A 26,864-nucleotide genomic window follows, 5' to 3' on the forward strand; every position below is an offset into this window, starting at 1 on the left:
ACGCGAAGCCGCGCGCATGCGCGTCGAACACCATCTCCTGCGTCTCGCGCGGATATCGCGCCGCCGTCTCCTCCGGGCCTTGGAGCGTGTCGAAGCCAGGCACCACGCGATCGTCCGGTTCGAGGAGCGTCAGCATGGCGGACGTATGGCGATCGAGAATGCCAAACGCCTCCGGAGGGGTCAGATAGCGGGCGAGCAGGCCCACCAGCCGGAAGATGCTTTGCGACGAGAGGTTTTCGATGTGGGTCTCGATGGCCGCAAGCAGCCTGGAGGCGATTGCGGAGTCGGAGGCGCCCGTCAGGTCGAGCAGCTTTACGAGATCATCGGCACGATAGCCGATATTCCACGCCACTTCGGGAAGCCGCGCCATGACCACCTCGAGCAGCCTCTCGTTCGCCCAACTGACCGCCGCCCGCTGACCGCCCCACCGCTCGAACTGGTCCAAGAGGACGCGCGTGAGATCGCGCACGACATCGTCGCCCTCGGGGATCGCGGCGATGATGTCGAGGAAGGCGCCAATCCTGTGGAGAGGCACGGCCGAAAGCAGGCGTTCGGCAACATTGGGCCGGGACGGATACATTGCCGCCTCGGCCGCCACGATTGCCTCGATCCTCGAAAGGAACGACGCGACCCCGTCGATCCCCACCGGATCGAGGAGCCTGGGATCCACCGGACGGCGTGCCAGCGACGCGTGGCCCGCCGACCAGTCCCCATGACGATCGCCGCGTTCGTCCATCGATCGTGTCTCGATGAAGGTGGCGATCGAGACGAACGCCCGGGTCCAGCCACCCGGCGTGGCGATGGTGTCGGCGGCGCGCGCCAGCTTCCGACGGTCACCGGCGGGCTCCGTGAGAGCGTGCCTGGCCACCTCATCTGCAAGACCGACATCGTCGGGCGCTACGCGCGAGAGGAGCAGCTCCCGTAAGGGTCCGGCCGCTGATCCGAGTACGGGAAGGAAGGCCGCGAGCACCGGCTCCGCAAGCGCGCGGTCGGCGGCGAGCTGCTCGATCACATCGGCGAGAAACCGACGACCCCGCACGAGGTCAAGTTCGGCGAAGCGGGCGCAGGCCGCGAGCGCCACGGCAGGCGACAACGTGGCGAGCGCGACCGCGACGGCGTCCCACGGGAAACCGTCGCTATCGCCCATCCGCTGAGCCGCGTCTTGGACCACCGCCGTAAGCACCCCGGCGACGGTCGCGGTATCCTGAAGGGTGTCCGAGAGTACCGCGCGCCGTGACAGGTCCGCAGTGATCGCAATGGCGTGCAAGGTGTCGTAGTCGACATCTCCGGCCACGCCGATCGCCGCGTCGAAACAGTAGTTGGAGGCGTCCAGGTTGATCGGCAGCAACAGATGGGCAAGGCCGATCAGGTAGGAGATCTTCTCCTCCGCCGGGATCTTGATCGATCGCGCGTCCTCACAGGATAAGACCGCCAGCGTGACGATCTGCGTCCTGAAGCCCGGCACCACCGATGCGCGCTCCAGCAGCGCGATCGTCCCGAAGCGCATCAGCGATCCGATCGGTCCGAGCGCCTTGGAGATCAAGATGAAAATCGGCGCGGCATCGACGCCCGGAACTGCGCCGACCGGCATGAGCGCGCGGACGGCCTCGTCGTCGCGAGGCCGCCAGTCGTCCTGCCGCGAATGATAGCGGCGCTCGCCGCCGAGCTTCGCTAGGACGGCGGCCAGTTCGGTCGGCGCGTCGGCGGGAGCGATCTCGCCGATCAGGATCTTCGCGCGAACGGCGTGCAGGTCGAGGATCGGACCGAACAGCTGCTTGGCCTTCTCGCGCTCCTGCGCCTGACGTTCAGACCGGTCGGTCTTCCGTAACGCCGTTCGGCCGGAACCCTGTTTCGGGGCGCGGGGCTTGGTCGCGGGCGACTGGACCACGAAGCCGTCGAGCTTCACCAACTCACCTGCCAGAACGCGTGACAGAGCGAACGCGCGCGCGGCCACATCGGTAGCGCGGGGTGCGTATCCGCCGATCGCCTCGAGGGTTCTCGCCGACGCAGGCATCGCATGCTCCAGGACCATGCGCAGTCGGACCCTGTTGCCTCCATTGATGGCGACCAGATCGCAGGCATCGATCAGAAGGCGGGCAGCCTCGCCGTCCGCGTCGTCTTCCATGTGATCTGAAGAACCGCGGTTCCTGCCGAACGCTCCCGATGTCGCCGCTCGCTCGAGCCGCCCAAGCATCCGTTCGGCATCGATCGCCTCTCCGGCGATGCCGAGGGCCACCGCGATGACGTCCCGTCCCGGGTGGCGGCGGGGCAACCTGTCCGCGAGGGAGGCGAGCAGGGCCAGATCGCCACGCCGTACGAGACGACGCACCAGTCGGGTGAGAACGGCGTACCGGAATCTAGCCGGCCGCGGGCGGGCCAGCATTTCGGCGGCTTCGTCCACGCCAGCGGCGTGGAGCCGTCCGACGGTCAAAGCCGCTACGTCGTCCGGACTAAGTGACCAGCGTCTCGCCTGTTCGCTCTTCCAGCCCTCCGACACGGTGGACCGTCGATGCCTGCCTGCCCGGCGTGGTGCCGGGGGTGCGTCCGCGTCGCCGTCGTCCCAGTCCTCGTCGCCGTCATCTCCCGCGGGTGTGGCTGCGTGTCGCAGCCTCTCTTCCTCAAAGGCGCCTTGACGGGCTTCCTGCCATGCCAGGAAACTCCGGAAGTGAGTGTTCAGTCCGACCCTGTCGCCTTGCACGCCGTCAACGCCGGCCAGATGGAGCAGCAGTGTTCCGTGCTGCGGACGACGGTCGCGATCTCGGAGCAGCAGCGCGATCACAGCATCACGCGAGAAGTTCGATGCCAGTTCGACATGGTCGAGCAGCGTGCGGTGCACCGCCTCGTCGGTCTTGATCGCGTGTGCGCCCTCGAGCAGCAGCGCGGCAGCGTCGATGGTGTTGCCGGTCTCCCGGCAGACATGCATCGCGGCGCGCAATCGACGGCGGTGGATTTCGCCACGCGCGCCCGGGTCGGCGAGGGGATACTCCCGCACCGGCTCCCGTACGAGCGCGATCACCGCTTCGCGCCTTTCGGCCACGAGGGAGAGGTTCGCCACGTGCGCGCAGGCGTAGGGGTCGACTGCGCGCATCGCCATCAGCCTGTCGGCCGCGGTCTCGATAACCTGCCGCGCCGCGGACTGGCCCGCCTCCCGCACGAAGTGCTCGAAGTCCTCATCGGCGAAGCCGACCTGGTCATCGTCGATGACCAATCCGGGTGCGAGGTCGAGAACGAGGTCGCGGGCATGGGCGTCGGTGGCCGAGATCACGCCGGCGAGATGATTGATCGGCACGGGTCGCGGCAGCAGGATGAGCGCGGCGCAGAGTTGCGCGAGGTCGGTGGGCGCACCGGATCTCATGCGCGCCTCGACCATCCGCGCGTTGAAGATCGCGGCCAGATCCTTGCCGTTCGGCTTGAGATAGTCGAGTGAGCGCGCCGGTACGTCGCCAGCGAAGTCCATCGCGTAGCGCTGGACCCGCGGGTTCCCGCCGGAGTGTGTATGGAATTCTTCGTGCCATGCGTCAGATTGCAGTCCGAGCCTCGCCTCGACGAATGATCGGCTCTCCCCATCTTCGAAAGGCCCAAGCGGGACCTGCTCTACGTCGGTGGGGAGATCGAGTTCGGCGAGCCTCCCCATGCGCGCGCTAAGCAGGAGACGGACGTTCGCGGGCAGTTCGCCGAGGCGAGCGAACGCGTGGACGAACGCGGGCTCGGGTGGAACACATTGCCGCGCCGCGGTCACGGCGTTGTCCGCCGCGTCTATGGCGATCACAAGCAGCGCATCAGGGCTCCGGGCGGCAAGCGCATCTGCCGCCGCGCACAGCTTGGCGGCGAAGCGCCGGGGATGGTCGACGCCGCGCTCCGCGAACATCGGCGGCAGGAGAAAGCGTGCCGCAACGTCGTTGCCAAGCTGCAGGAAGGCGTCTTCGGCTCGGTGTCGATACCCGTTGGCGTTGAGGTAGGAGCCTTCGCCGTAGCAGTCGTAGACGATGAGCTCGGACCCCTTGGGCAGTCGGCGATCCAAATCCTGCAACGCGGTGGTCTTGCCCTCACCACCGGCTCCGACCAGGCAGAGCTTCAGTGCGCCTTCGATGAAGCGGTCCCGGATGCGGCCGGCCGCTTCGCGCGGTATTAGTTGGGCGAGGGCGACGGCGGCGATGCGCGATTGATGAGGGAAGAAGGCGCGTCGGTCGGCATGGCCGAACAGTCCGAAGATGCTCTCCGCAGTGATGAGCTCGCCGCTTCCCTCCGGCCTCATTCGCTTGCGAACGTACTCACGCAGTTGAGTGAACTCGGACCTGACGTCGCCGTCCTTCAGAGCCGACAGCGCGACGATTACTCGCTCCTCATGCGCGAAGCGCGACGTGTCGCCGCACTCGCTAAAATCCATGGCAAGGGCGAAAGCCGCAAAATCTGCTTGGCCTAGACCGCTTGCCGCGCGGAGGCTCTCGAGATCCGGGTCGCCGGGAACGGCCGACATGGCATCCAATACCTCCTGAGCAACCGGTTGATTGCTCGCGAGCTTGACGCTGATGTTGTCGGCCGCGTCGAGTTCGGGACGTTTTTCCCGCGCGGACTTCCAGGCGGCGGCCAGCCTATTGATCAAGGCATTGGTCTTGCCCTTGTTGCTCGCGTAGGCGAGCCGCGAGACGGTCCACGCCTTGTTCGGCTCGCTCCCGGAATATTTGAGCTGGATTAGAACGACCGCTTCGATCGTGTCGGTGTCGGGGCCATGATAGCAGGCCACGTCAACGCCATCCCACTGAGCGTCGTCCACGCCGACGGCATCCTCGGGGCTCACTCCCTCGACGGTCAGGGCGATCAGGTCAGAGCCGGGTACGATCAGCTCAAGGGCGCGCCGTACGGCCCAGAGTTCGTGATAATCGTCTCCGGCGTTGGCGCCCCGCTTTCCATGATATTCGCTGCGTGCCACGATGTTTCGACCGCCCCCAAAAAAGCAACCACGCTTGGACGCGCGACGGCTTCCTACGTGCTGCAACACGCGACTTAGGTAAACTGTAAGCCGAGCCAGATAGGGAAGGTCAGCCGCCGGTCAGAGCTGTGATTACTGTGAAGGTCCGGATTAACCTACTCGTGTCGAGAGGCGGTTTCGCTGATGGCTCGGGTTCCTGCCATGCCGTATGAACGAACGGCCGATCACGCTGATCAGCACTCAAAAGCAGCCGGGCCGGTTTCCACCATGGTAAGCCATTGGCGGCCGTGGCGCTCCCGCCTGAACGAAGGGCCGTGTTCGTCGCTCGGCGCCCGAAAGCGGCTAGGCCGCTTCCCACCATTTGAGACTTCGGCACTAGCGTGAACAGAGGGTCGTTGACGCGGTCACCCGATAGGCATTGGAAGAGACAATGCATTCGGAAAACCACGTAGCGAAACTCGAAAGCGGGGCTTTACACGCGCTGAATCGTCCGTCGCGACCCGCTCACGTCCGTCCACAGCCTGCTTAGATCGTGGGTAGGAATGTGGGAGCGACTTCTAATCAGCTACTAAAAAGGGTGCTAAAGCAAGCACTTAGATGCTTAAAGTGGTGCCGCCTACAGGACTCGAACCTGTGACCCCCGCATTACGAATGCGATGCTCTACCAGCTGAGCTAAGGCGGCGCTTGGGCGACGGGGCTGGAACCGCGGCTCGGTGCATCGTCTACCAGCGTGTCCGCGGGCTGACAAGCGGCGTGGACGGCCCGACGCCCCGGCGGCTTTACCCGAAATTTACCAGACCCGGCCCACAAGGGCCCTCGACGACGGGGCTCCGACTTGGGGAGCGCGTAGGGGTTTTCGGCCATGGACTTGTCGCACAAGCTGGATGTGGAGGACGCGGTGGAGCTGGCCGCCGAGGATGCGGGCGTGGGCGAAGGCCTGTTCGACCTGGGCGACGACGAACGGCGGATGCATGTTCGCGCCTACAATCACTGGGTGTCGCTATTGCACGGCGCTCCGTTTCCCGCGATCGCCGATCTCCAGCCGCGCGGCAACGCCGATTTCGGCGACCGCAGCGTGTTGCTCGATTTCACCGGGACGATCGAGGACCCGGTGATCTCGTTCCTGGGAGACACGCTGCGCGCCGAATGCGGGATCGTCGGCGATCCGGCGCGCGTGGCCGAGGTGCCGTCGCGCTCGCTGCTGTCGCGGCTGACCGACCATTATCTCCAGATCATCGCCAACCGCGCGCCGATCGGGTTCGAGGCCGAGTTCGTCAACACGCGCGGCCATTCGACGCTCTATCGCGGCATCCTGATGCCCTATTCCTCGACGGGCGAGGCGATCGACTTCATCTACGGCGTGATCAACTGGAAGGAGATCGCGGATCCGTTCGTCCAGGCGTCGCTCGACTTCGAGCTGGAAACGGCGGTGCGCGCCGCGCCCGCCCCCTCGACCGCGCCGGTCTGGGCGGATGGACCGAGCGGCATATTCAGCGACGGCGAGGCCGAGGACGCCGCCGGGAGCGAGGCCGAGCCCGCCACCCTCGACGCCCGGCTGATGATCGCCCGCGAGTCGGCGGCGGCCGTCCGCGCGGCGGACACGCGCGGCCGTTCCGCGCTCTATCGCGCGCTCGGCCGCGCGCATGATTTCGCGCTCGCCGCCGACCGCGACCCGGAAACATACCGCCGGCTGCTCGGCGAGGCGGGCATCAAGGAACAGGCGCGGGCACCCATGACGCCCGTCGCCAAGCTCGTTTTCGGCGCGGAGTACGACAAGACGCGCCTGACCGAATTCGCGACCGTGCTGACCCACGCTCGCGGGCGAGGCGTTCGCGCGGGCGAGCTGACCGAATATCTCGGTGGCCTGTCCGGCGGCGTCAAGGCGGTGGTCGCCGCCGCCCGCGCCGCGCGCAAGCCCGCGCCCAACAACGAGCCCGTCGCGTCGTTGCTCGCCGACCGCGACGCCATCATCCACCTCGACCTTCCCCAGGCCGGGATGCCCGGCCAGCTCGTGCTACTCGTGGCGCGCGTGGGGCCGGACGGCGGGCTCGACGTGATCGCCCAACTCGACGACGCCGCGCTCACCGCGAAGGCGATCCGCGCGGTCAGGTGAGGATGATCCACGTTACGTGAGGCTTGAGCGGCGGGGTGCGGCGGCGCATAGGCTGGTGCCATGTCTCCCCAAGATGAAGCGCTGACCAGCGCTCTCGCCGAACGTCTCGTCGCGGGCGCGCTGCCCGCCGAACTCCAGGATTTCGGCCCCGCCGAGCAGGCCGACGCGGTCGCCTTCCTTCTCGCCGCCGCGCGTGAACGCGCGCCCGGTACTCCCCGGATCACGCTGGAGCCGATCGCCAGCGACGATGTCCGCCGCCGGCTGCGGATGGCGGTCATCAACGACGACATGCCGTTCCTCGTCGACTCGGTCGCCGCCGCCGTGTCGGCACGCGGGATCGCGATCGACCGCATCCTGCACCCCGTGATCCCCGTCCGTCGCGACGCGGGCGGCGCGCTCCAGGCGATCGGCCCGGACACGTCGAACGCGGGCGTCACCCCCGAATCGATGATCTATCTGGAGCTCGAACGCGTCGACGCCCGCGACCGCCGCGCGCTCGGCCAGGAACTCGACGCGGCGCTGGCCGACGTCCGCGCGGCCGTGAACGACTGGCCCGCCATGCGCGCGGCGCTCGCCCGCGACGCGGAGCTCTGCACGGGCGAGGGCGCGGAACTGCTCCGCTGGTTCTCGAGCGGTAAGCTGACGCTGCTCGGCCATGCGCGCTGGACCGCCGCCGGGGGGATGACCGACGCGCTCGGCCTCGCCCGCCAAGCCCATGCCGTACCGCTGATCGACGACGGCGCGCTTGGCGAGGCGGCCGCGTGGCTCGTTGGAGGCGGGAATGGACCCTTGCTGCTCAAATCCAACCTCATCTCCACCGTCCACCGCGCCGCGCCGCTCGACCTGATCGTCCTACCCCGGACGGACGGCGGTCTCTCGATCCATGCCGGCCTGTGGACCAGCGCCGCGCTCTCCGCCCCCGCCCCGTCGGTGCCGATCCTGCGCGAGCGGCTTTCCGCGCTGCAGGCCAAGTTCGGCTTCGACCCTCGCGGCCATACCGGCAAGGCGCTCGCCCACGCGCTCGGCGCGCTCCCGCACGATCTCAGCGTCGCCTTCGAGCCCGCCGTGCTGGAGGAGCTGGCGCTCACCGCCATGTCGCTCGCCGATCGGCCGCGCCCGCGCCTCGTCCTCGCCCCCTCGCCGCTCCGCCGTCACCTTTACGCCTTCGCCTGGCTGCCGCGCGACGAGCTGACCACCGCACGCCGGGCCGCGATCGGCGAGATGCTGACGGAGGCCGCCGGGGCCGAGCTCCTGACCTGGTCGATCCAGCTCGACGACGTGACCGCGTTGATCCGCTACACGCTCGACATCCCCGACGGCGCGACCGCCCCCGACGCCGCCGAGCTCGACGGGCGCCTGACCCGCATGATCCGCGGCTGGGCGACCGAGGTGGAGGCCGCGCTCGCGGACGTGGCCCCGCAGCGCACCGCCGCGCGTCTCGCGCTCAAATGGGCCAACGCCTTCCCGAATGGCTACCGCACCGTGCGCTCGGGCGCGGAAGCGGCGGCGGACATACTGCGCCTCGACACGCTGAGCGGTTCGACCGCGCGCTCGGTCCGGATCGCGACGGAGGGGACGCGGACTCGCCTCAAGATCTATCGCCGGGGCGGCGCGTTGTCGTTGTCCGACGCGGTGCCGGTGCTCGAGAATTTCGGCTTCCGCGTCGTCGAGGAGCTACCCACGCCGCTTGGCGACGAGGGCCGGTCGCACCTGCACGATTTCCATGTCGAGACGGGTTCGGTCATCGCCGACGCCCCCGTCCTCGAAGCCGCGATCGCCGCCGCGCTCGAGGGGCGCGCGGAGAACGACCCCTTCGACCGCCTGATCCTGGAGGCCGGGGTCGCGCCCGCCGCCGTGGTGCTGATGCGCGCCTGGTTCCGCTATCTCCGCCAGGCCGGGCTGCCCTATGGTCTCGCCACCGTCGTCGACGCTCTCCGCCGCGCGCCGGCGGTGGCGGCGGCGCTGGTCGACCGCTTCGCCGCCGCGCACGATCCGGCGGCGAGCGGGGACGTCGCGGAGGCCGACGAGCGGGTGGCGCGCGGGCTCGACGCGGTGTCGGCGATCGACGACGACCGCATCCTGCGCGCCTACCGCGACCTCGTCGCCGCGTGCCTGCGGACCAACGCCTTCGCGCCCGCCGCCGCCGAGGCGCTGGCCTTCAAGCTCGATTCCGCGGCGATCCCCGGCCTCCCCGCCCCGCTCCCCTGGCGCGAGATCTGGGTCTATTCCCCGCGCGTCGAGGGCATCCACCTGCGCGCCGGCCCCATCGCGCGCGGCGGCCTGCGCTGGTCCGACCGCCGCGACGATTTCCGCACCGAGGTGCTGGGGTTGATGAAGGCGCAGCGCGTCAAGAACGCCGTCATCGTGCCGACCGGCGCGAAGGGCGGCTTCTACCCCAAGCAGCTCCCGCCCCTATCGAACCGCGACGCCTGGCTCGCCGAGGGAACGGAGAGCTACCGCATCCTCATCCGCGCGCTCCTCTCGATCACCGACAACATCGTCGGCGAGGCGGTCGTCCATCCGGAGGGCGTCCGCGTCCATGACGGCGAGGACCCCTATTTCGTCGTCGCCGCCGACAAGGGCACCGCGACCTTCTCCGACGTCGCCAACGCGATCGCGCTCGAACGCGGCTTCTGGCTCGGCGACGCCTTCGCTAGCGGCGGCAGCCAGGGCTACGACCACAAGGCGATGGGCATCACCGCCAAGGGCGCGTGGATCAGCGTGGAGCGCCATTTCGCCGAGCGCGGGGTCGACGTGCAGGCCGACCCGGTCACCGTGATCGGCTGCGGCGACATGTCGGGCGACGTGTTCGGCAACGGCCTGCTCCTGTCCAAGTCGGTCAGGCTCCTCGCCGCCTTCGACCACCGCCATATCTTCATCGACCCGACGCCCGATGCGGCGCGGAGCTGGGACGAGCGCGAGCGCCTCTTCGCGCTCCCCCGCTCAAGCTGGGCCGATTACGACCCGGCGCTGCTGTCGCCCGGCGGGGGCGTGTATGCGCGTACCGACAAGGTGATCCACCTCTCGCACGAGGCCCGGGCGGCGCTCGGCCTGATCGACGCCGATTGGGAGCCGACCGCGCTCATCTCCGCGATCCTGCGCGCGCCCGCCGACCTGCTCTGGTTCGGCGGCATCGGCACCTACGTCAAGGCGTCAGCCGAGAACAACGCCGCCGTCGGCGATCCCGCCAACGACCGCCTGCGCGTCGATGCCGAAACCCTGCGCGTCACCGCGATCGGCGAGGGCGCGAATCTCGGCCTCACCCAGGCCGCGCGCATCGCCTTCGCCGCCCGCGGCGGGCGCATCAACACCGACTTCATCGACAATTCGGCGGGCGTTGATTGTTCGGACAACGAGGTCAACATCAAGATCGCGCTCAATCGCGAGATGACCGAGGGCCGGCTGTCGTTCGAGGACCGCAACGTCCTCCTCGCGAGCATGACCGACGACGTTTCCCGCATCGTATTGGAGGACAACCGCCTCCAGACGCTCGCGCTCTCGATCGCCGAGGCGGCCAGTACCGGGGGCGGCGCGGCCGCCACCCCCTCCTATGTCCGCGCGATCGAGATCTTCGAGGGTTCGGGCCGACTCGACCGCGCGGTCGAGGGGCTGGCCTCGAACGAGGAGCTGCTCCGCCGCGGCCAGGCGGGCCAGGGGCTGACCCGCCCCGAGCTCGCCGTCCTGCTGGCCACCGCCAAGCTCGCGCTTCAGGACGCGATCGAGGCGGGCGGGCTCGGCTTCGACGACGCGCTCGTCCCCGATCTCCACGCCGCCTTTCCGCCCGCGATGCGCGAACGGTTCGGGGCGGCGATCGACGCGCACCGGCTTCGCGCCGAGATCGTCGCGACCAAGCTCGCCAACCGCATCGTCAACCGCCTGGGCCTCCTCCACCCCTTCGAGCTGGCGGAGGAGGAGGGCGCGGCGACCGCCGACATCGCGGGCATGTTCGTCGTCGCCGAGCAGTTGTTCGGTTTGCCCGAGCTGTGGGCGGAGATCGAGGCGACGCCGATGGCCGAATCGGGTCGCCTGGCGCTCTTCGACGAGGTCGCCGCCGCCACGCGCTCGCACATCGCCGACCTGCTGCGGATCATCGTCCCCGGCGCGGGCGCGGCCGACATCCTCGCGCATCTCGAAAAGGGCGTCCGGCATCTTGATGCGGAAACGACGCGGCTGCTGCTCGACGAAGCCCGCATCCAGAGCGGCCGCATCCGCGCCGATCTGGAGACGGCGGGCGCACCTCCCGCGTTGGCGAGCAAGGTCGTTCGGCTGTTCGAGCTCGACGGCGCGATCGGCCTCGCCGAACTCGGCGCGCGACTGGGCCTCGACGAGGTGGTGCTGGCGCGCGCCTTCACCCATCTCGGCCAGGCGCTCGGCCTTGATTGGGCGCAGGCGACCGCCGCGCGCATCGTATCAAGCGATCCGTGGGAGCGCCTGCTGATCGCCGGCCTCGCGCGCGACTTCCAGCAGATCCGCCTGGAGTTCCTGGCGCGCTGCACGGAGGACGATCCGGGCGCGTCCGTCGATGGCTGGCTTCGCCGCAACGCCGCGCGCGTCGCGCAGTTCAAGGCGGTGGTCGACCGGGCCCGCCTGTCCGCCAAACCACACGCGGCGATGCTCGCCCAGATCGCGGGCCAGGCACGGGTGCTGCTGGGGCGGTAGGTCTATCCATTCTTCCGTCACCCCGGGCTTGACCCGGGGTGACGAGAAGTGTGGTGCGACCCTACGCCACCGCCCGCACCCGCGGCGGCCGCATCGTCCCCGCGCGCCGGCCCCGTGCGCGCCACCACATGATCGCGCCCGTGACCGCGAGCACGACCGGGATCAACCCGCCCAGGAAGATCAGCACGCGCCAGACGATCCCCATGTCCGTCCCGTCATGCACCCGCCGCATCAGCCGCGCCACGCCGCTTGGCGGCGCGGGTTCGCGCGTGACGGCGCGGGTGGCGTCGTCGACCGACAGCTGACCATTGGCCGTCCTGAGCGTCCAGGCCGCCTTCCTGTCCGTCGGCCAGGCGATGTTCGTCACCGCCGCCCCGCCCGCCGCCGCGAGCACGTCGCCGATCGCCAGCCTGGGGGCCGCGACCGGGACGGGACGCCCGCCGCCGCCCGCTGGCCGAGCATCGCCGCTGATCCTCCCGAAGAACGCCGGGAACGAAATCCAAGCACCCGTCAGCGACAGCACGAACAGCGGCAGCGCGATCCAGAAACCCGCCTGATGGTGGATGTTGGCGTCGACGTTCGGATGCCGCCGCCACCGCAGCCCGCGCGTCCATCGCCCCATCGCCGGCCACCACAGCCACAGGCCGGTGAAGGCGGAAAGCATCATCGCCACCCCGATCCAGCCGACGACCTGCCGTCCGACGCCCGGCACATACAGGCTGCCATGAAGGATGTGCAGCACCCGCAACAGCCCCTCGTTCGAGCGCGCGACCGCCATCACCCGCCCGGTCGGCGGGTCAAGATAGACGCTGGTACGCACTGGAGGCCCACCCTTTCCCGACGCGGCGCTCGCGGTCACCACCGCCGCCTCGCCGTCATGGGGCATCGCCAGCGTCGACACCCGGTCGCCCGCCCCGATCGCCCCGCGCGCCGCCGCGAGATAGGCGTCGGCCCCGATCGCCGGCCCCGCCGTCACCGCGAAGCGCTCGGGATGGATGCGGTGCTCGATCTCCTCATGCCACACCAGCACCGCGCCCGAGAACGAGATCGGGATGATCAGGACCGCGAGCAGCAGCCCGATCCATTTATGGACCGAGAACCACGTCCGCCGCCACGCCTGCCTGCTCATTCGTCCATTCCCCTAGACTTCGCCGTCATCATAACCTGACGCGCACCGTCGCGCGCGCATTGATCGGCGCGCCGGTCGAAATGTTGTTGTCGCTATGCGCCGTCGGGAAATAGCCCGTATCGAACAGGTTCTCGACATTGACCTGCGCCTCCACCCGCTCGCTCAGCCGGAAGAACACCCCCAGATCAATGCGCGTGTAGGCGGGCAGCGTCACCGCGTTCGAGATCGAGGTGAACTGCTTCGACCGGTGCTCGGCGCCGACCCCGACGCCGAGCCGCCCGCTCACGTCCCAGCGCCCCCAGGCCGAGACTTGGTGCTTGGGCACCAAAGCAACCGATCGCCCGGCCGGGGCGGCCGCCGTCGTCCGCCTGATCTCCGCGTCCTGGAGCGCGTAGGCGAGCGTCACCAGCAGGTTGGGCCGCACGCGCCCCGTCGCTTCCAGCTCGATCCCGCGGCTGCGCTGCTCGCCCGTCAGCAGCACCTCGCCCGGGTTCGGTCCGGCGCTGCGGGTATTGGTGCGATCCAGTTGGTACACCGCCGCGGCGAGCAGCAGTCCCGGACGCGGTTCCCACTTCGCCCCCGCCTCGATATTCTCGAACCGTTCGGGCTCGAGCGCGGCGGAAGTCAGGTCGAGCGAGGCGAACTGATCGCCCGATTGCGGCAGGTAGGACCGGCTGTAGCTCAGATACAGCGATACGGGTTCGACCGGATGCACGACCAACCCCAATCGAGGCGACCACAGCTCGTCCGTCCGCTCGAACCGTTCCGAATTCAACAGGTTCAGGCTCCTCAACTCGAAGCGGTCGAAGCGCAGCCCGGCGAGCAGCTCGATCGGCCCGACCGTCATCTTGTCCTGCAACAGCACCGCCTGGAACCGCGCGGTGCTCCGCGTGGTCCGCTCCCCCGTTCCCCGGCGGAACACCGGCGTCGGCGCGGCGAACCGTTCCGCCAGCGGCACGCTTACCTGCCGCCCGCCCATCGTCGTGCCCCCGACGCTGTCGAAAAACCCGTTCAACCGCGCGCTCCGCGTCCGCTGCTCGCCCGCCTCCAGCCCCGCCAGCACCACGTGCGACACCGGCCCGGTGCCGACCCGCCAGGTCAGGTCCGCTTGGCCGAGCAGGTTCTCGCGCCGCTGCGTGTCGTCATAGGCCTGCACCCCCACCGCGCCGCGCGCGTCCACCGCCGTCGCCGGAAACACGTTGCGGTAGAACTTGTCGTAATCGCCGTGGAGCAGCCGCCCCACGACCGCGACGTCGTCGCTGAACCGGTGCTCCACCGTGGCGCGCGCCAGATGCGCTTCCAGCCCCAGCCGGTTCACCCCGCGCACCCCGAAGAAGGTGTCGCGGTACCCCTCGATCGGTCGTCTTCCGTCCGACGGCACGCCGCGATCGACCACCCGCGCGTCATCGACATATTCATACGACAGGTTGACGTCGGTCCGCGGCCCCACCAACGCGCGCACCGTCGGATTGATCGCGTACACCCGCCCGCCGAACACGTCGCGGTGGTTCGCGAACTCCTCGCGCACCGCGTTCAGCCGTGCACCCACACCCTCTGACAGCGCGAGGTTCGCGTCCGCGTCGACGCTCCACGCGCCGAAGCCGTCGACCGATCCGCTCGCCACCCCGAACGTCTCGAAACGCGGCCGCTTGGTCACGCGGTTGACGACGCCGCCCCCGCCGCCGCGCCCGAACGTCATCGCGTTGGGCCCGCGCAGCACCTCCAGCCGGTCGAGATTATAGAGCGGGCGATAATATTGCGCGTCGTCGCGCAGGCCGTCGACAAAGAAGTCCGCCGTCGAGTTGTTACCCCGGAGCACGACCTGATCGCGGTGCCCCTCGCCCTGCGCCGCGCTCGCGCCCGGCACCGCGCGCAGCACGTCGCCGACCGAGCGGAAGTTCCGGTCCTCGATCTGCGCCTCGGTGACCGCGGTCACCGCCTGCGGGATGTCGCGCACCGCCGTGTCCACGCGGGTCGCCGAACCGGTCGTCTCCACGACATACCCGTCGCGTCGTCCGGTCACGACCACCTGCTCGGGCTCGTCCGTCACGCCCGCCGGAGCCGGATCGGCGGCAAGCGCCGGCACTCCCGCAATAGCGTACGACAAGACCAGGACCGACGAACGCGATAGCATTAAGCTCCCCTTCGGAAACTCCGCTATTGCGAGGCGGTCGCAGTGTCAACGCTAATGCGAATGACTTTCAGATAGATCGCGCAGCAACCAGCTCCGGATCGCGCTTGCCAGGTTGGGCGGATCGCGCTGCGCGACCCGCGCCGCGTCGATCCCCGCGACCAGCGCCGACAAGGGCAGCGCCCGCGCCCGCGCCGCCTCTTCCAGCGCGCTCCAGAAAATGGGCTCCAGGCTGATCGATGTCGCGTGGCCGGCGATCGTCACCGACCGCTTGACCGGCCCCGCGAACCCGCCGGGCGGCGCACCTATCCCCATCGACCTGGCTCAGGACGTGTCGAACAGCGCCGCCAGCTGCTCGACGATCGCTCCGCCCAGCTGCTCGGCGTCCATTATCGTCACCGCGCGCTGGTAATAACGCGTGACGTCATGCCCGATCCCGATCGCCACGAGCTCGACGGGCGACTTCCCCTCGATCCACCCGATCACCTGGCGCAGATGCCGCTCCAGATACGATCCCGAATTGACCGACAAAGTCGAGTCGTCCACCGGCGCGCCGTCGGAGATGACCATCAGCACCCGCCGTTCCTCCGGCCGCGCCATCAACCGCGCATGCGCCCACAACAGCGCCTCGCCGTCGATATTTTCCTTCAGCAACCCCTCGCGCATCATCAGCCCCAACGCGGTGCGCGCGCGCCGCCACGGTTCGTCCGCGCGCTTGTAGACAATGTGGCGCACGTCGTTCAGCCGCCCGGGCTGCGGCGGCCGCCCTGCCGCCAGCCACGTCTCGCGGGCCTGGCCGCCCTTCCAGGCGCGTGTGGTGAAGCCCAGGATCTCCGTCTTCACCCCGCACCGCTCCAGCGTGCGCGCCAGGATGTCCGCCGAGATCGCCGCGATCGAGATCGGCCGCCCGCGCATCGACCCCGAATTGTCGATGAGCAGCGTCACCACCGTGTCGCGGAAATCGGTCTCTCGCTCGATCTTGTAGGACAGCGACTGCATCGGGTTGACGATCACCCGCGCCAGCCGAGCGGCGTCGAGCAGACCCTCCTCCTGGTCGAAGTCCCAGCTCCGCGCCTGTTGCGCCATCAACCGCCGCTGCAGCCGGTTGGCGAGCTTCGACACCGCCGATTGCAGGTGCACCAGCTGCTGGTCGAGATATCCGCGCAGCCGCGCCAGCTCGTCAGCATCGCACAGCTCGGACGCGGACACGACCTCGTCGAACCGCGTCGTCCAGGGCTTGTAGTCGAACTGCGGCGACAGGTCCGTCGTCGGCCGGTTCGGCCGCGCGGGCTGCGCCCCCTCGTCGCCCTCGTCGCCCGGCTCGCCGTCCAGGTCGGGCGCGTCGTCGCCAATCTCGTTACCCTCCCCGTCATCCCCCTCAACCTCGCCCTCCTCCCCCCGCCCCTCGACCTGGCCCTCGCCCTCGGCACCTTCCTCCTCGCCGTCCTCGCCCTCTTCTTGCTGCTCGTCGTCCGAGCCTTCGTCCTCCTCGCCCTGATCCTCCGCCTCCGTCGGAGCCTGCTCGCCCTCGATCAGCTCGAGGTCGGCGAGCAGTTTGGTCGCCAGCGCCTGGAACGCGCGTTGGTCGTCGAGCGCCAGGCCCAGCGCGCTCAGATCCGCCTTTTCCTCGATCCAGCCGCGCACCATCGCCAGCCCCGGCTCGGCGGCGGCGGGAACGGCCGCGCCCGTCAGCTTTTCGCGCACCAGCAGCTGCAGCGCGGTGGGCAGCGGCACTTCGGGGGCGGTGCGCGCCCGGGTGATCGGGTCGGACCGCAGCCGCATGTCGAGCGCGACGCCTAAATTGTCCGCGACGCCGGCGTACCCACGCGCCCCGAGCGCCTCGATCCGCGCCGTCTCCACCGCATCGAACACCGCGCGCGCGACCGCCTCGGCGGGCGCGCCGCGCTGATGGAGCGCGGCGTCGTGGTGCTTGAGCCTCAGCGCGAACGAATCCGCGAATCCCCGCGCCTCGGCCACCTGCTCGGCCGGCAGCTGCCGCGCGGGCATCGGCACCTTCAAATGCTTGCCCGACTGCGTAGGGGAGTCGGCGGTGAAGGCGAGCTCGAGCTCCGGCTCGCCCGCCAGCGCGCGCGCGGCGCCGGCGAGGACCGCCTTGAGGCGGTCGAGGGGCGTTTCTTCGGGCATCACCAGAGCACCTCGCAACCGAACGCGGCGATCTCGCGGTCGCGCGTGACGACGGTCAGTCCTTCGAGGAGCGCCTGCGCCGCGATCAAACGGTCGAACGGATCCTTGTGGGCGCCCGGCAACGATCCGCCATGCACGCCGTGCCGGGTCGTGATCGCGAGATGTCGAAAACGCTCATGCGCGATATCGTCATGAAAGGTCGGCACCCGCTCGCGGAGCTCGGGCAGCTGTCCCTTGCGGACCTTGGTCGCGATCTCCCAGCCGGTCGCGGCGCTCACGAAGACCTCGTTCGCGCCGTCCGCCATCGCCCGCCTCGTGTCTTGGCGCAGGATAGGATCACCCATCCACCACCAGATCAGCGCATGCGTGTCGAGCAGCAACCGCATCATTCCTTCGGCGGGAAGATGCTGGCGTTCTCGATCTCGTCCAGCTCTTCCTCCGTAAAGCAAGGGCTCATGACGTCCTCGTACGATACGTTGCGCAGCAGGTGCTTGAAACGGCCGGGCGTGCGCCCGACGGTGGGGGACGACGCGATCGGGACGAGCCTGGCGTACGGCACGCCCGCCTTGGCGACGATGATCTCCTCACCCGCATGGGCGCGGTCGATTAGGCGGGAGAAGTGCGTCTTCGCCTCGTGGACGTTGAACGTCTTTTGCGGATCGGCTTCGGCCATATGCGCCTCCTGTGGTGGACTAACTACCTTGGTCCACTTCCGCCTTCAACCCTTCCCGACCACGCTCTCCGGCAAGTCCTTGCCGAATACCCGCTGGTAGTATTCCGCCACCAACGACCGCTCCGCCTCGTCGCACTTGTTGAGGAAAGAAAGCCGGAACGCGAAGCCGACATCGCCGAAGATCAGCGCGTTCTGCGCCCAGGTGATCACCGTACGCGGGCTCATCACGGTCGATATGTCCCCCGCCATGAAGCCTTTGCGGGTCAGGTCGGCGACGCGCACCATCGAGTCCACCGTCTTCTTGCCGCCCGGCTTGTCGTACTCGCCCGACTTGGCGAGCACGATCCGCGCCTCGACGGCGGCGGGCAGGTAGTTGAGCGTGACGACCACGTTCCACCGATCCATCTGGCCCTGGTTGATTTGCTGCGTGCCATGATACAGCCCGCTCGTGTCGCCGAGCCCGACCGTATTGGCGGTCGCGAACATGCGGAACCAGGGGTTCGGCCGGATCACCCGGTTCTGGTCGAGCAAAGTCAGCTTGCCCTCCGTCTCCAGCACGCGCTGGATCACGAACATCACGTCGGGACGCCCCGCGTCGTACTCGTCGAACACCAGCGCGGTCGGCGTCTGGAGCGCCCAGGGGAGCAGGCCCTCGCGGAATTCGGTCACCTGCTGCCCGTCGCGCAGCACGATCGCGTCGCGCCCGACAAGGTCGATTCGGCTGATATGCGCGTCCAGATTGATACGGATGCACGGCCAATTGAGGCGCGCCGCGACCTGCTCGATATGCGTCGACTTGCCCGTCCCGTGATAACCCTGGACCATCACCCGCCTGTTATGCGCGAATCCCGCGCACACGGCGAGCGTGGTGTCCGCGTCGAACACGTAAGCCGGATCCAGATCGGGCACCCGTTCATCCGCCTCGCTGAACGCGGGCACCTGCATGTCGACATCGATCCCGAACAGCTCGCGCACGCCCACCGTCCTGTCGGGAGCGGCGAGCAGGGTCGTCTCGCGGCTATCGGGCTGGATGTTCGATATGTCGGTCATGGGCAGGTCCTTGGGGCGCGGAGATTCCCTTGCCGTCGGAAGCCGCCCGAGTCGAGCCGCGACGGCGGCGCGGGTATCACCCGTTGACGACGGCTTTGGGCGGCAGGGCGAACAGACCGGTGAAACGCGCGAACGCCGCCGCGTCTCCCTCCAAGCCCAACTCTCCCGAAGCGGTCGCGTCGGCGATCGGCCGCCCGCCATAGACGATCCCCGTCACCACCTCCGGCGCGGCCGTGACGACCGCATCGGCCGGGTCTGGTTCGCCCCGTTCGATCGCCAGCGCCCCCGCTTCCACCTTCACCGCGAACCGGTCGCGGCCCGGGCGGAAGGCGATCGTCAGGCGCGCTTCCCCGGCCCGCTCGCTCGCGAACATCGTCCGGAACGACATCATCAGCGACGCAGCCGACAGCGGCAGCGTGGGATCGTGTCCCGGCGAGCGCGCCGCCCAACGCCCGAGCGACTGCACGAACGGCTCCGCCTCGTATCCCCACGACGTCAACTCATAGACCTGGACGGAGGCGGGCGGCGGTAGGGTACGGCGCGCGACGACTCCCGCCGCCGCCAGCGCCTGCAGACGTTGCGTCAGCACGTTGGCGCTGATCCCCGGCAGCCCGCGCCGGAGATCCGCGAAGCGTCGCCCCCCGAACATCAGCTCGCGGATGACGAGCAGCGCCCAGCGTTCCCCGATCAACTCCAGCGCGTGCGCCGTGCTGCACGCGTCGTCATACCATCTATTAGTTACATTTTCTGACTTCACGGTTGCAATTTATAACTGCTTGACGCAGCATTCGCAACGTCGATTCGGTTAGGGAGGACGGCATATGGACGAAGATGGGGAACTAAGCGTGGAACGGCACATCGCCGCCGCGCCCGATACCGTATGGCGCATGATGACCGATCGCATGTCCGATTGGTGGTGCCCGAAACCCTGGACGACCGAAATCGTCGAGCAGGATCAGCGTCCCGGCGGCCGCGCCGCGATGGTGATGCGCGGCCCCGAGGGAGAGGAGCACCGCCTGGAGGGTGTGTTCCTGGAGGTGGTCCCCGGTCGTCGCTTCGTCACCACCGACGCCTATGCCGCCGGCTGGATCCCGCGCGAGCCGTTCATGACCGGCGTGTGGGAGATCGAGCCCGCCGGCGACGGCACCCGCTACCGTGCCAGTGCCCGCCACTGGACCGCCTAAGCCGTCGAGCGGCACCGCGCGATGGGCTTTGAGCAGGGGTGGGGCGCGGTCGCCGACCAGCTCAAGGCGATTTGCGAAGGAGAAGCGAAATGAGCGGACGTTCCGATCACGGCCCGACGGGCGGCGTCGCGCCGCATCTGACGGTGCATGACGGTCGCTGCCGCGAGGCGATCGCCTTCTACGAACGCGCATTCGGGGCGGAGCGGGCGATGCCGCCGATGGTCGCGGGCGACATGCCGCGGGGCGAGGGCATGCCCGACATGGGCGGCGACGCGCGCATCATGCACGCCCACCTGCGGATCAACGGCGGCTCGCTGATGATGAACGACGCCTTCCCCGAGTTCGTCGCACCCGCCGATCGCTCGGCGCCGGACAGCCCGTCGGCGGTGACGCTTCATCTCCAGGTCGACGACGCCGACCACTGGTTCGCCCGTGCCGTCGAGGCGGGGGCGGAGGCGACCATGCCACTGTCCGACATGTTCTGGGGCGACCGCTACGGCCAGTTGCGCGACCCGTTCGGCCATCGCTGGTCGATCGGATCGGCCATCAAGGGAGCGAAAGCATGAGCTACATCGACGGTTTCGTGATCGCGGTCGAGACCGCGCGGCGCGATGAGTTCGTTGATCACGCCAAGCGGATCGACGCGCTGTTCCTCGAATGGGGTGCGCTGCGCATCGTCGAATGCTGGGGAGACGATGTTCCCCAAGGCGAGGTCACCAGCTTCCCCCGCGCGGTCGCGTTGAACGACGGCGAGGCGGTCGTCTTCTCCTGGATCGAATGGCCCGACAAGGCGACCCGCGACGCGGCCATGGCGAAGATGCAATCCGATGAGCGGATGATGGCCGAACCCATGCCCTTCGACGGCAAGCGCATGATCTTCGGCGGCTTCACTCCCGTCGTCGATCTGACGCCGTAACATCAGGCGAAGGCCGGAGCCTGACGCAACTGCTGGTACGCAGCGATCACCGCCTGCAATCGCGTCTCGTGGCTCCGGTCGCCGCCGTTGCGGTCGGGATGATAGCGGCGGACGAGTTCGCTATACCGCTTGCGCAGCGCATGCCGGTCGGCGGTCGATTCCAGCCCTAGCACGCGCAGGCTCTCGCGGTCCTGCCCCGACAGGGGCTTGCCGTCGGTCCGCTCGGGCGCCGGTTCGCGGCGATACCGCGCGGCGATAGCGTCGAGCGGGTCGCTGAAGTCCGCCCAACGCGGTCCGCGCTCGCCCGCGTTGCCCGCGAAGGCGCGCGTCTCGCGTTCCCAGCCCGCATAGGGCCGCTGCGCCGCGTGGATCTCCTCCGCGCTCATTCCCGAGAAGAAATTGTAACGCGCGTTGAAGGCGCGGACATGGTCGAGGCAGAACCAGCGGAAGGGCGGCGGCCCGTCCGCGTTCGCCCAACCCTCGGGCGGCGGCGCGCGGAACTCACCTGGCTCATCGCATCCCGACTCCATGCAGTCGCGCCCGGTACCCTCGACTCGCCCGTGGAACCTGGGGCTGGGCTTTTCCCGCCGCCCGTCGGATCCCCCGCCGGATTTGCGCGATTCAGAACCATCCGACACGAACCGCACTCTCCGGGAAAATCGGCTATATAGGCCCCATGACCGCACCCGCCACCGCCGCGCCGCCGCCTAGCGTCGCGCAGAAGATCACCGATCGTCTCAACGACGTGCTCCAGCCGATCCGGCTCGAGGTCGCCAACGAAAGCGCCGCCCACTCCGGCCATATGGGCGATGACGGCACGGGGGAGACGCACTTCGCCGTCGCGGTCGAGAGCCCGCGCTTCGCCGGGCTGAATCGCGTCGCGCGCCAACGGCTCGTCAACCGGGCGCTCGCCGACCTGCTCGCCGGGCCCATCCACGCGCTGTCGATCCGCGCCACCGCGCCCGGCGAATGACGGGTCTGTCGGAAGAAGGCGGGCGCCGCCCCCGCCCCGCCGCGCGCATCCTGCTGGTGGATGGGCGAAATCGCGTTCTCCTGTTCCGCTTCACCCCCGACGATCGCCCGCCGCTCTGGTGCACCCCCGGCGGCGCGGTCGATCCCGGCGAAAGCTATGCCGCCGCGGCCCGGCGCGAGCTGTGGGAGGAGGTCGGGCTCGATCTCGATTGCGGTCCCGAGGTCGCCCGGCGGACCGTCGACTTCCTGACCTTCGAGGGTGTCGAGGTGACGGCGGACGAACGCTACTTCCGCCTGGATATCGATAGCTGCGAGGTGGCCGCCGCCGACCTTACGCCGATGGAGAAGCGCGTCCTGAATGGCTGGCACTGGTTCACGCGCGCCGAACTCGCTACGCATGACGAAGCGATCTACCCGGCCGATCTGGCCCGGATGCTCGATGCGACGGAGCCCACCCATGCTCGATAGTTTCGTCCAGCAGATCATTACCCCCGTCACCCACGATCTGGGCGGGTTCAAGGTCCACCGCACGCTTCCCGCGCCCGAGCGGACCATGGTCGGCCCGTTCCTGTTCTTCGACCAGATGGGCCCGGCCGAGCTCCCGACCGGTGAGGGCATCGACGTGCGCCCGCACCCGCACATCAACCTGTCGACCGTCACCTACCTGTTCGCGGGCGCGATCGACCACCGCGACTCGCTCGGCACCAGCCAGCGGATCGACCCGGGCGCGGTCAATCTGATGACCGCGGGCCGAGGCATCGTCCATTCCGAACGCTCGCCCGGCGACGAACGCGCGCACGGCCCCGTCCTGTCGGGCATCCAGACCTGGCTGGCCCTCCCCGACGCGCTCGAGGAGACCGGCCCCGCCTTCGAGCATGTCCCCGCGCCCGAGCTGCCGATCGTCGAGGCCGAGGGTGCCCGCGCCCGCATCATCATGGGCACTCTCTGGGGCGAGACCGCGCCCACCACAGCCCATGCCGGCGCGATCTACGCCGACATCGCGCTCGACCCCGGCGCGCGCGTGCCGATCGACGCCGCCGCCGACGAGCGCGCACTCTACCTGGCCGACGGCGAGGCGGTGCTGGAAGGGGTCCCCCTCGAACCCATGCGCCTCTACGTCCTCCGCCCCGGCATCGCCGCCACGCTCGGCTCGGCGTCCGGTGGGCGCGTGATGCTCTGCGGCGGCGACGCCTTCGCCACCCCGCGCCATGTCTGGTGGAACTTCGTCTCCTCCCGCCCCGAGCGCATCGAGCAGGCCAAGCGCGACTGGCGCGCCGGCGCGTTCCCCCTCGTCCCCGACGACGCGGCCGAGTTCATCCCCATCCCCGACCAGCCCATGACGGTGAGCTACCCCTAGCTCACAATATCACTCGCGACGCAGCCTCCAGCATCGCCGAGTCGAGCCCCTGCGCCCCGCCCGGCCGCACCCACGCCGCATGCGCGTGGGCGGTCGCGACCACATCCCACGCATCCCCGCCCGGCCAACTCCGCACGCTGACCATCATCTCCCCGATCGCGCGGTCGGGCTCCATCGCCACCCAGGCGATCGGCCGCGTCGCCGTGGCACGCTCGCCCGCCACCGCCATCGCCGCCCTGATCCGCTCGGCGGTCGGCTCGGGCAGATATTGCCACACGACCGAGTGCATCAGCACACGCGCGACCCCTTCGGCCTGCGGCTCCGCCAACCGCGCCTCGACCCAATCGGCCGCGTCGGCCGAGTCGAGCCGCACCCCCCGCTCGCGCACCATCCCGATCGCCGTCTCCAGCCGCGCCAACCGCTCTGGCTTCTCCGGCCAGACATAGGCCGCGAGCCGAGCCTCCACCGCCGGGTTGGTCACGCTCAGCGGCCGCACGTCGCACCCCCGCACGCCGACGATCTCGATCGGCGGCACGCCCGGAGCCTCGCCCAGCCATTCGGGCGTGATCGTCACCGGCGAGCCCTCCGGCCCCACCACCGCCCCGCCCAGATCGAACCGGTAGCGGTCGATCAGCAAATTGAGCCCGCCGCTCGACCCGATCTCCAGCAGCTCCAGCTTAGGCCCGGCCCGCCGCGCCACCTTCAGCAGCCCCGTCATCAATGCCGCCGACCGTCCTGGCTCGTTCGTCTGTGGCGGCCCGTCCAGCCAGGGCGACAGCGCCGCGTCGTGCCGCACCAGCACCCGCGCCAGCACCGCCCCAACCTCGCGAAGATCGCCCGCGAACACCCCAGCCAGCGCGGCGTCCGCCCCCGCCCGCACCAGCGCGTGGAGCCCGCCCATCAACCGAAGCGGCAGCGCGTCGCGCGTCGGCTCCCCCGCCCAGTCCAGCACTCGCGCGCCTATCCCGCTCTCCCGCGTCAACCCGGTCGCCAGCGCCCCGCAGCTGGCCGCGTAGATCGGCGCGCTCATCTTGCGGCACCAATGCTCCTGGATCCGAAACGCCTCCCGGTTCTCCTGCTCGCTCGCCATCCGCCGTCCTTCCGGCGCCATGTTGCGCCGCCTCCCACCCACCCGTAAAGCCCCCGCCCAGATGCCCGCCCCGCTCATCATAGCCGTCCCCAAGGGCCGCATCCTGCTCGAGGCGCTTCCACTTCTCGCGCGCGCGGGCGTGCGCCCCGAACCCGCCTTTACCGACGAGGACTCCCGCGCGCTCCGCTTCCTCACCGACGATCCCGGCATCGAGCTAATCCGCGTGCGCGCCTTCGACGTCGCCACCTTCGTCGCGCACGGCGCGGCGCAGATCGGCATCGTCGGCTCCGACGTGCTCGCCGAGTTCGACTATTCCGAACTCTACGCGCCCGTCGACCTCGGCATCGGCCATTGCCGCCTGTCGGTCGCCGAGCCCGCCGAGCTCGCGGCCACCGACGACCCGCGCGGCTGGAGCCATGTCCGCGTCGCCACCAAGTACCCCCACCTCGCCAAGACGCACTTCGCCGCGCGCGGGGTGCAGGCCGAATGCGTGAAGCTCAACGGCGCGATGGAGCTCGCCCCGCTGCTAGGCCTCGCCCCGCGCATCGTCGACCTCGTCTCCTCAGGCCGCACGCTCAAGGAAAACGGCTTGGTCGAGGTCGAACGCATCATGGACGTCACCAGCCGCCTCGTCGTCAACCGCGCCGCGATGAAGACCCGCGGCGACGTGGTCCCGCTGGTGGACGCGTTCCGACGGGCGGTGGGCGGAACCACTCCCCTCCCGCTTGCGGGAGGGGCTGGGGGAGGGCCTATCGACCATCCCGGCACTCACCGGGACACGCCCTCCCCCGACCCCTCCCGCAGGCGAGAGGGGAGCAGGTAAGATGCAGCGCCTCCACCACACCGACCCCGACTTCGCCCCCCGCTTCGACGCGCTGGTGAACGCCCGCCGCGAGTCCTCCGCCGACGTCGCCCGCGACGTGGCCGCCATCATCGCCCGCGTCCGCTCCGAAGGCGAAGCGGCGGTCGTCGACTACACCGCCCGCTTCGACCGCCACGATCTCGGCGAAACCGGCTGGGCCATCGACCCCGCCAATTGCGAGGCCGCGTTCCACGCGCTCGACCCCGGCCTCGCCCACGCGCTCCAGCTCGCCGCCACCCGCATCCGCGCCTATCACGAGCGCCAGCGCCCCGCCGACACCGACTACCGCGACGACGCCGGCGTCCGCCTCGGCGCGCGCTGGTCGCCGGTCGACGCGGCCGGGCTCTACGTCCCCGGCGGCCGCGCGGCCTACCCGTCGTCCCTGCTGATGAACGCCATCCCCGCCCGCGTCGCCGGGGTCGAGCGCCTCGCGATGGTCACCCCGACCCCCGACGGCGAGATTAACCCCCTAGTCCTCGCCGCCGCGCACTTGGCCGGCGTCACCGAGATCTGGCGCGTCGGCGGGGCGCAGGCCGTCGCCGCGCTCGCCCACGGCGCGGGGCCGATCCGCCCGGTCGACGTGATCACCGGCCCCGGCAACGCCTGGGTCGCGGAGGCCAAGCGCCAACTCTACGGCGTGGTCGGCATCGACATGGTCGCCGGGCCGAGCGAGATCGTCGTGATCGCCGACGCGGGCAACGACCCCGAATGGACCGCCGCCGACCTGCTCAGCCAGGCCGAGCACGACACCGTCACCCAGTCGATCCTATTTACCGACGACCCCGCCTTCGCCGACGAAGTGGCCGCCCGCGTCGACCGCCAGCTCGCCACGCTCGCGACGGAAGGCGTCGCCCGCATCGCCTGGGAGACCAACGGCGCGATCGTCGTCGTCGAGCGCTTGGAAGACGCGATCCCGCTCAGCGACCGCCTCGCCCCCGAGCATCTCCAGCTCGCCGTCGCCGATCCGCAGGCGCTGTTCGCCCGCGTCCGCCACGCCGGCTCCGTGTTCCTCGGCCGCCACACGCCCGAGGCGATCGGCGATTACGTCGCCGGCCCCAACCACGTCCTCCCCACCGGCCGCCGCGCCCGCTTCGCGAGCGGCCTGTCGGTGCTCGACTTCATGAAACGTACCAGCTTCCTCCAGCTCGACGAGACGTCCCTGCGCGAACTAGGCCCCGCCACGGTCGCGCTGGCGGAAGCGGAGGGGTTGCCGGCGCACGCGCGGTCGGTGGCGCTGCGGTTGCGGCTGAATCGTTGAGCGGCAGAAGCGCTTACTTACCTATGTGCCGCAAGAAGCGTTCATATTCGCCGGGAGCGTCGGCGAGAACCGTGGATAAGTGGAGAGTGGCTGCGGCTCGATACTTCATACGCACATGCACCTTTGGATCGGCTATCCCCCGTCCTGACTCCGCGACTGCATCGTCAAAGTCCTTGGCCCAGCCCTGAAATAAAGTGAAATCTTTTCCAATCGCAGAGACCCCGCCCCACTTAGCCGAAAGTGCCTGAGCCTCGGTGCAGCCATCTGCAAACAATGACTCCGCATAGCCGTCAGCTATCGCATAGAGATCGCCTTTGATATCTTTGATTTGCATAACAGCTAGGCCACGTGGACAAAGGGCAGCCACAGCAATGCTGAGGCGAGGCTGACGAAG

At 69.4% G+C, this 26,864-nt stretch carries 21 protein-coding genes, 1 tRNA gene and 1 pseudogene; 10 read left to right on the forward strand and 13 right to left on the reverse strand.

From position 1 onward, the window contains the following. Both ACFE71_RS09205 and ACFE71_RS09210 read right to left on the reverse strand, forming a co-directional pair. The coding region (locus tag ACFE71_RS09205) for a hypothetical protein (protein WP_375428502.1) at nucleotides 1-4,930 on the reverse strand (4,930 nt) is incomplete at its 3' end. A gap of 607 nt (nucleotides 4,931-5,537) precedes the next feature. Beyond that, nucleotides 5,538-5,613, reverse strand: a tRNA-Thr gene (locus ACFE71_RS09210). Nucleotides 5,614-5,793: 180 nt separating this feature from the next. On the opposite strand from ACFE71_RS09210, the gene ACFE71_RS09215 reads away from it, so the two are divergent. Together ACFE71_RS09215 and ACFE71_RS09220 are read left to right on the forward strand one after the other, a co-directional pair. Beyond that, on the forward strand, nucleotides 5,794-7,044 hold the full coding sequence (locus ACFE71_RS09215; RefSeq protein WP_375428503.1) for a hypothetical protein: 1,251 nt from the start codon (nucleotides 5,794-5,796) through the stop codon (nucleotides 7,042-7,044). Nucleotides 7,045-7,104: 60 nt separating this feature from the next. Beyond that, a complete protein-coding gene (locus ACFE71_RS09220; RefSeq protein WP_375428504.1) occupies nucleotides 7,105-11,703 on the forward strand; it encodes an NAD-glutamate dehydrogenase domain-containing protein in 4,599 nt (1,532 codons plus the stop codon). 61 nt (nucleotides 11,704-11,764) lie between these two features. Here the strand turns inward: ACFE71_RS09220 and ACFE71_RS09225 are convergent, their stop codons facing one another. The 8 genes from ACFE71_RS09225 to ACFE71_RS09260 all read right to left on the reverse strand — a co-directional run bounded on the left by ACFE71_RS09225 (nucleotide 11,765) and on the right by ACFE71_RS09260 (nucleotide 19,588). After that, complete coding sequence (locus tag ACFE71_RS09225) at nucleotides 11,765-12,832, reverse strand: PepSY-associated TM helix domain-containing protein (RefSeq protein ID WP_375428505.1); 1,068 nt, start codon at nucleotides 12,830-12,832, stop codon at nucleotides 11,765-11,767. Between the two features lie 28 nt (nucleotides 12,833-12,860). After that, entirely contained in the window at nucleotides 12,861-14,918 is a 2,058-nt protein-coding gene (locus ACFE71_RS09230; protein ID WP_375428506.1) for a TonB-dependent receptor, read from the reverse strand. Nucleotides 14,919-15,017: 99 nt separating this feature from the next. Further along, the gene (locus ACFE71_RS09235; RefSeq protein ID WP_375428507.1) at nucleotides 15,018-15,278 is read right to left on the reverse strand and encodes a ribbon-helix-helix domain-containing protein; all 261 of its coding nucleotides are present in this window, start codon (nucleotides 15,276-15,278) and stop codon (nucleotides 15,018-15,020) included. A gap of 9 nt (nucleotides 15,279-15,287) precedes the next feature. Beyond that, entirely contained in the window at nucleotides 15,288-17,108 is a 1,821-nt protein-coding gene (gene cobT / locus ACFE71_RS09240) for a cobaltochelatase subunit CobT (protein WP_375428508.1), read from the reverse strand. Next, nucleotides 17,108-17,488, reverse strand: coding sequence for a type II toxin-antitoxin system VapC family toxin (locus tag ACFE71_RS09245; protein ID WP_375428509.1), 381 nt, complete (start codon nucleotides 17,486-17,488; stop codon nucleotides 17,108-17,110). The genes cobT and ACFE71_RS09245 overlap by 1 nt, the downstream gene beginning before the upstream one ends. A 5-nt stretch (nucleotides 17,489-17,493) precedes the next feature. Beyond that, nucleotides 17,494-17,781 carry a type II toxin-antitoxin system Phd/YefM family antitoxin gene (locus tag ACFE71_RS09250; RefSeq protein ID WP_375428510.1) on the reverse strand — a complete coding sequence of 96 codons (288 nt, stop codon included), beginning with the start codon at nucleotides 17,779-17,781 and terminating at the stop codon, nucleotides 17,494-17,496. 45 nt (nucleotides 17,782-17,826) lie between these two features. Further along, nucleotides 17,827-18,831, reverse strand: a complete 1,005-nt coding sequence (gene cobS / locus ACFE71_RS09255; protein ID WP_375428511.1) for a cobaltochelatase subunit CobS — start codon at nucleotides 18,829-18,831, stop codon at nucleotides 17,827-17,829. Between the two features lie 76 nt (nucleotides 18,832-18,907). Next, nucleotides 18,908-19,588 carry a winged helix-turn-helix transcriptional regulator gene (locus ACFE71_RS09260; RefSeq protein ID WP_375428512.1) on the reverse strand — a complete coding sequence of 227 codons (681 nt, stop codon included), beginning with the start codon at nucleotides 19,586-19,588 and terminating at the stop codon, nucleotides 18,908-18,910. 64 nt (nucleotides 19,589-19,652) lie between these two features. Here ACFE71_RS09260 and ACFE71_RS09265 point away from each other — a divergent pair. From ACFE71_RS09265 to ACFE71_RS09275, 3 genes and pseudogenes are all read left to right on the forward strand, one after another. Next, nucleotides 19,653-20,108: pseudogene (locus tag ACFE71_RS09265) on the forward strand (SRPBCC family protein). After that, nucleotides 20,105-20,581, forward strand: coding sequence for a VOC family protein (locus tag ACFE71_RS09270; protein ID WP_375428513.1), 477 nt, complete (start codon nucleotides 20,105-20,107; stop codon nucleotides 20,579-20,581). Before ACFE71_RS09265 ends, ACFE71_RS09270 begins: the two are co-directional and overlap by 4 nt. Further along, nucleotides 20,578-20,931 (forward strand): DUF1428 domain-containing protein, encoded by a 354-nt coding sequence (locus ACFE71_RS09275; protein ID WP_375428514.1) that lies wholly within the window; start codon nucleotides 20,578-20,580, stop codon nucleotides 20,929-20,931. The genes ACFE71_RS09270 and ACFE71_RS09275 overlap by 4 nt, the downstream gene beginning before the upstream one ends. Before the next feature lie 2 nt (nucleotides 20,932-20,933). Here the strand turns inward: ACFE71_RS09275 and ACFE71_RS09280 are convergent, their stop codons facing one another. After that, nucleotides 20,934-21,461 (reverse strand): J domain-containing protein, encoded by a 528-nt coding sequence (locus ACFE71_RS09280; protein ID WP_375428515.1) that lies wholly within the window; start codon nucleotides 21,459-21,461, stop codon nucleotides 20,934-20,936. Nucleotides 21,462-21,607: 146 nt separating this feature from the next. Here ACFE71_RS09280 and ACFE71_RS09285 point away from each other — a divergent pair, with 146 nt between their 5' ends. Genes ACFE71_RS09285 through ACFE71_RS09295 form a run of 3 tightly spaced genes read left to right on the forward strand, consistent with a single transcriptional unit; the run spans nucleotide 21,608 to nucleotide 23,260 of the window. Beyond that, nucleotides 21,608-21,904 (forward strand): BolA family protein, encoded by a 297-nt coding sequence (locus ACFE71_RS09285; protein ID WP_375428516.1) that lies wholly within the window; start codon nucleotides 21,608-21,610, stop codon nucleotides 21,902-21,904. Further along, nucleotides 21,901-22,371: an NUDIX hydrolase gene (locus ACFE71_RS09290; protein ID WP_375428517.1), complete on the forward strand. Its 471-nt coding sequence runs from the start codon at nucleotides 21,901-21,903 to the stop codon at nucleotides 22,369-22,371. Before ACFE71_RS09285 ends, ACFE71_RS09290 begins: the two co-directional genes overlap by 4 nt. After that, a complete protein-coding gene (locus ACFE71_RS09295; protein WP_375428518.1) occupies nucleotides 22,361-23,260 on the forward strand; it encodes a pirin family protein in 900 nt (299 codons plus the stop codon). The genes ACFE71_RS09290 and ACFE71_RS09295 overlap by 11 nt, the downstream gene beginning before the upstream one ends. Nucleotide 23,261: 1 nt before the next feature. Here the strand turns inward: ACFE71_RS09295 and ACFE71_RS09300 are convergent, their stop codons facing one another. Continuing rightward, entirely contained in the window at nucleotides 23,262-24,371 is a 1,110-nt protein-coding gene (locus ACFE71_RS09300) for a DUF2332 domain-containing protein (protein ID WP_375428519.1), read from the reverse strand. Nucleotides 24,372-24,411: 40 nt separating this feature from the next. On the opposite strand from ACFE71_RS09300, the gene hisG reads away from it, so the two are divergent. Both hisG and hisD read left to right on the forward strand, forming a co-directional pair. Beyond that, nucleotides 24,412-25,173, forward strand: a complete 762-nt coding sequence (gene hisG / locus ACFE71_RS09305; protein ID WP_375428520.1) for an ATP phosphoribosyltransferase — start codon at nucleotides 24,412-24,414, stop codon at nucleotides 25,171-25,173. A gap of 1 nt (nucleotide 25,174) precedes the next feature. After that, the gene (gene hisD, locus ACFE71_RS09310) at nucleotides 25,175-26,470 is read left to right on the forward strand and encodes a histidinol dehydrogenase (protein ID WP_375428521.1); all 1,296 of its coding nucleotides are present in this window, start codon (nucleotides 25,175-25,177) and stop codon (nucleotides 26,468-26,470) included. A gap of 13 nt (nucleotides 26,471-26,483) precedes the next feature. On the opposite strand, the gene ACFE71_RS09315 is transcribed toward hisD, so the two are convergent. Continuing rightward, nucleotides 26,484-26,864 (reverse strand): hypothetical protein (locus tag ACFE71_RS09315; protein WP_375428522.1); only part of this gene is annotated, 381 nt, incomplete at its 5' end.

Origin of the sequence: uncultured Sphingomonas sp., from assembly GCF_964237155.1 — a bacterium.
GTDB lineage: Bacteria > Pseudomonadota > Alphaproteobacteria > Sphingomonadales > Sphingomonadaceae > Sphingomonas.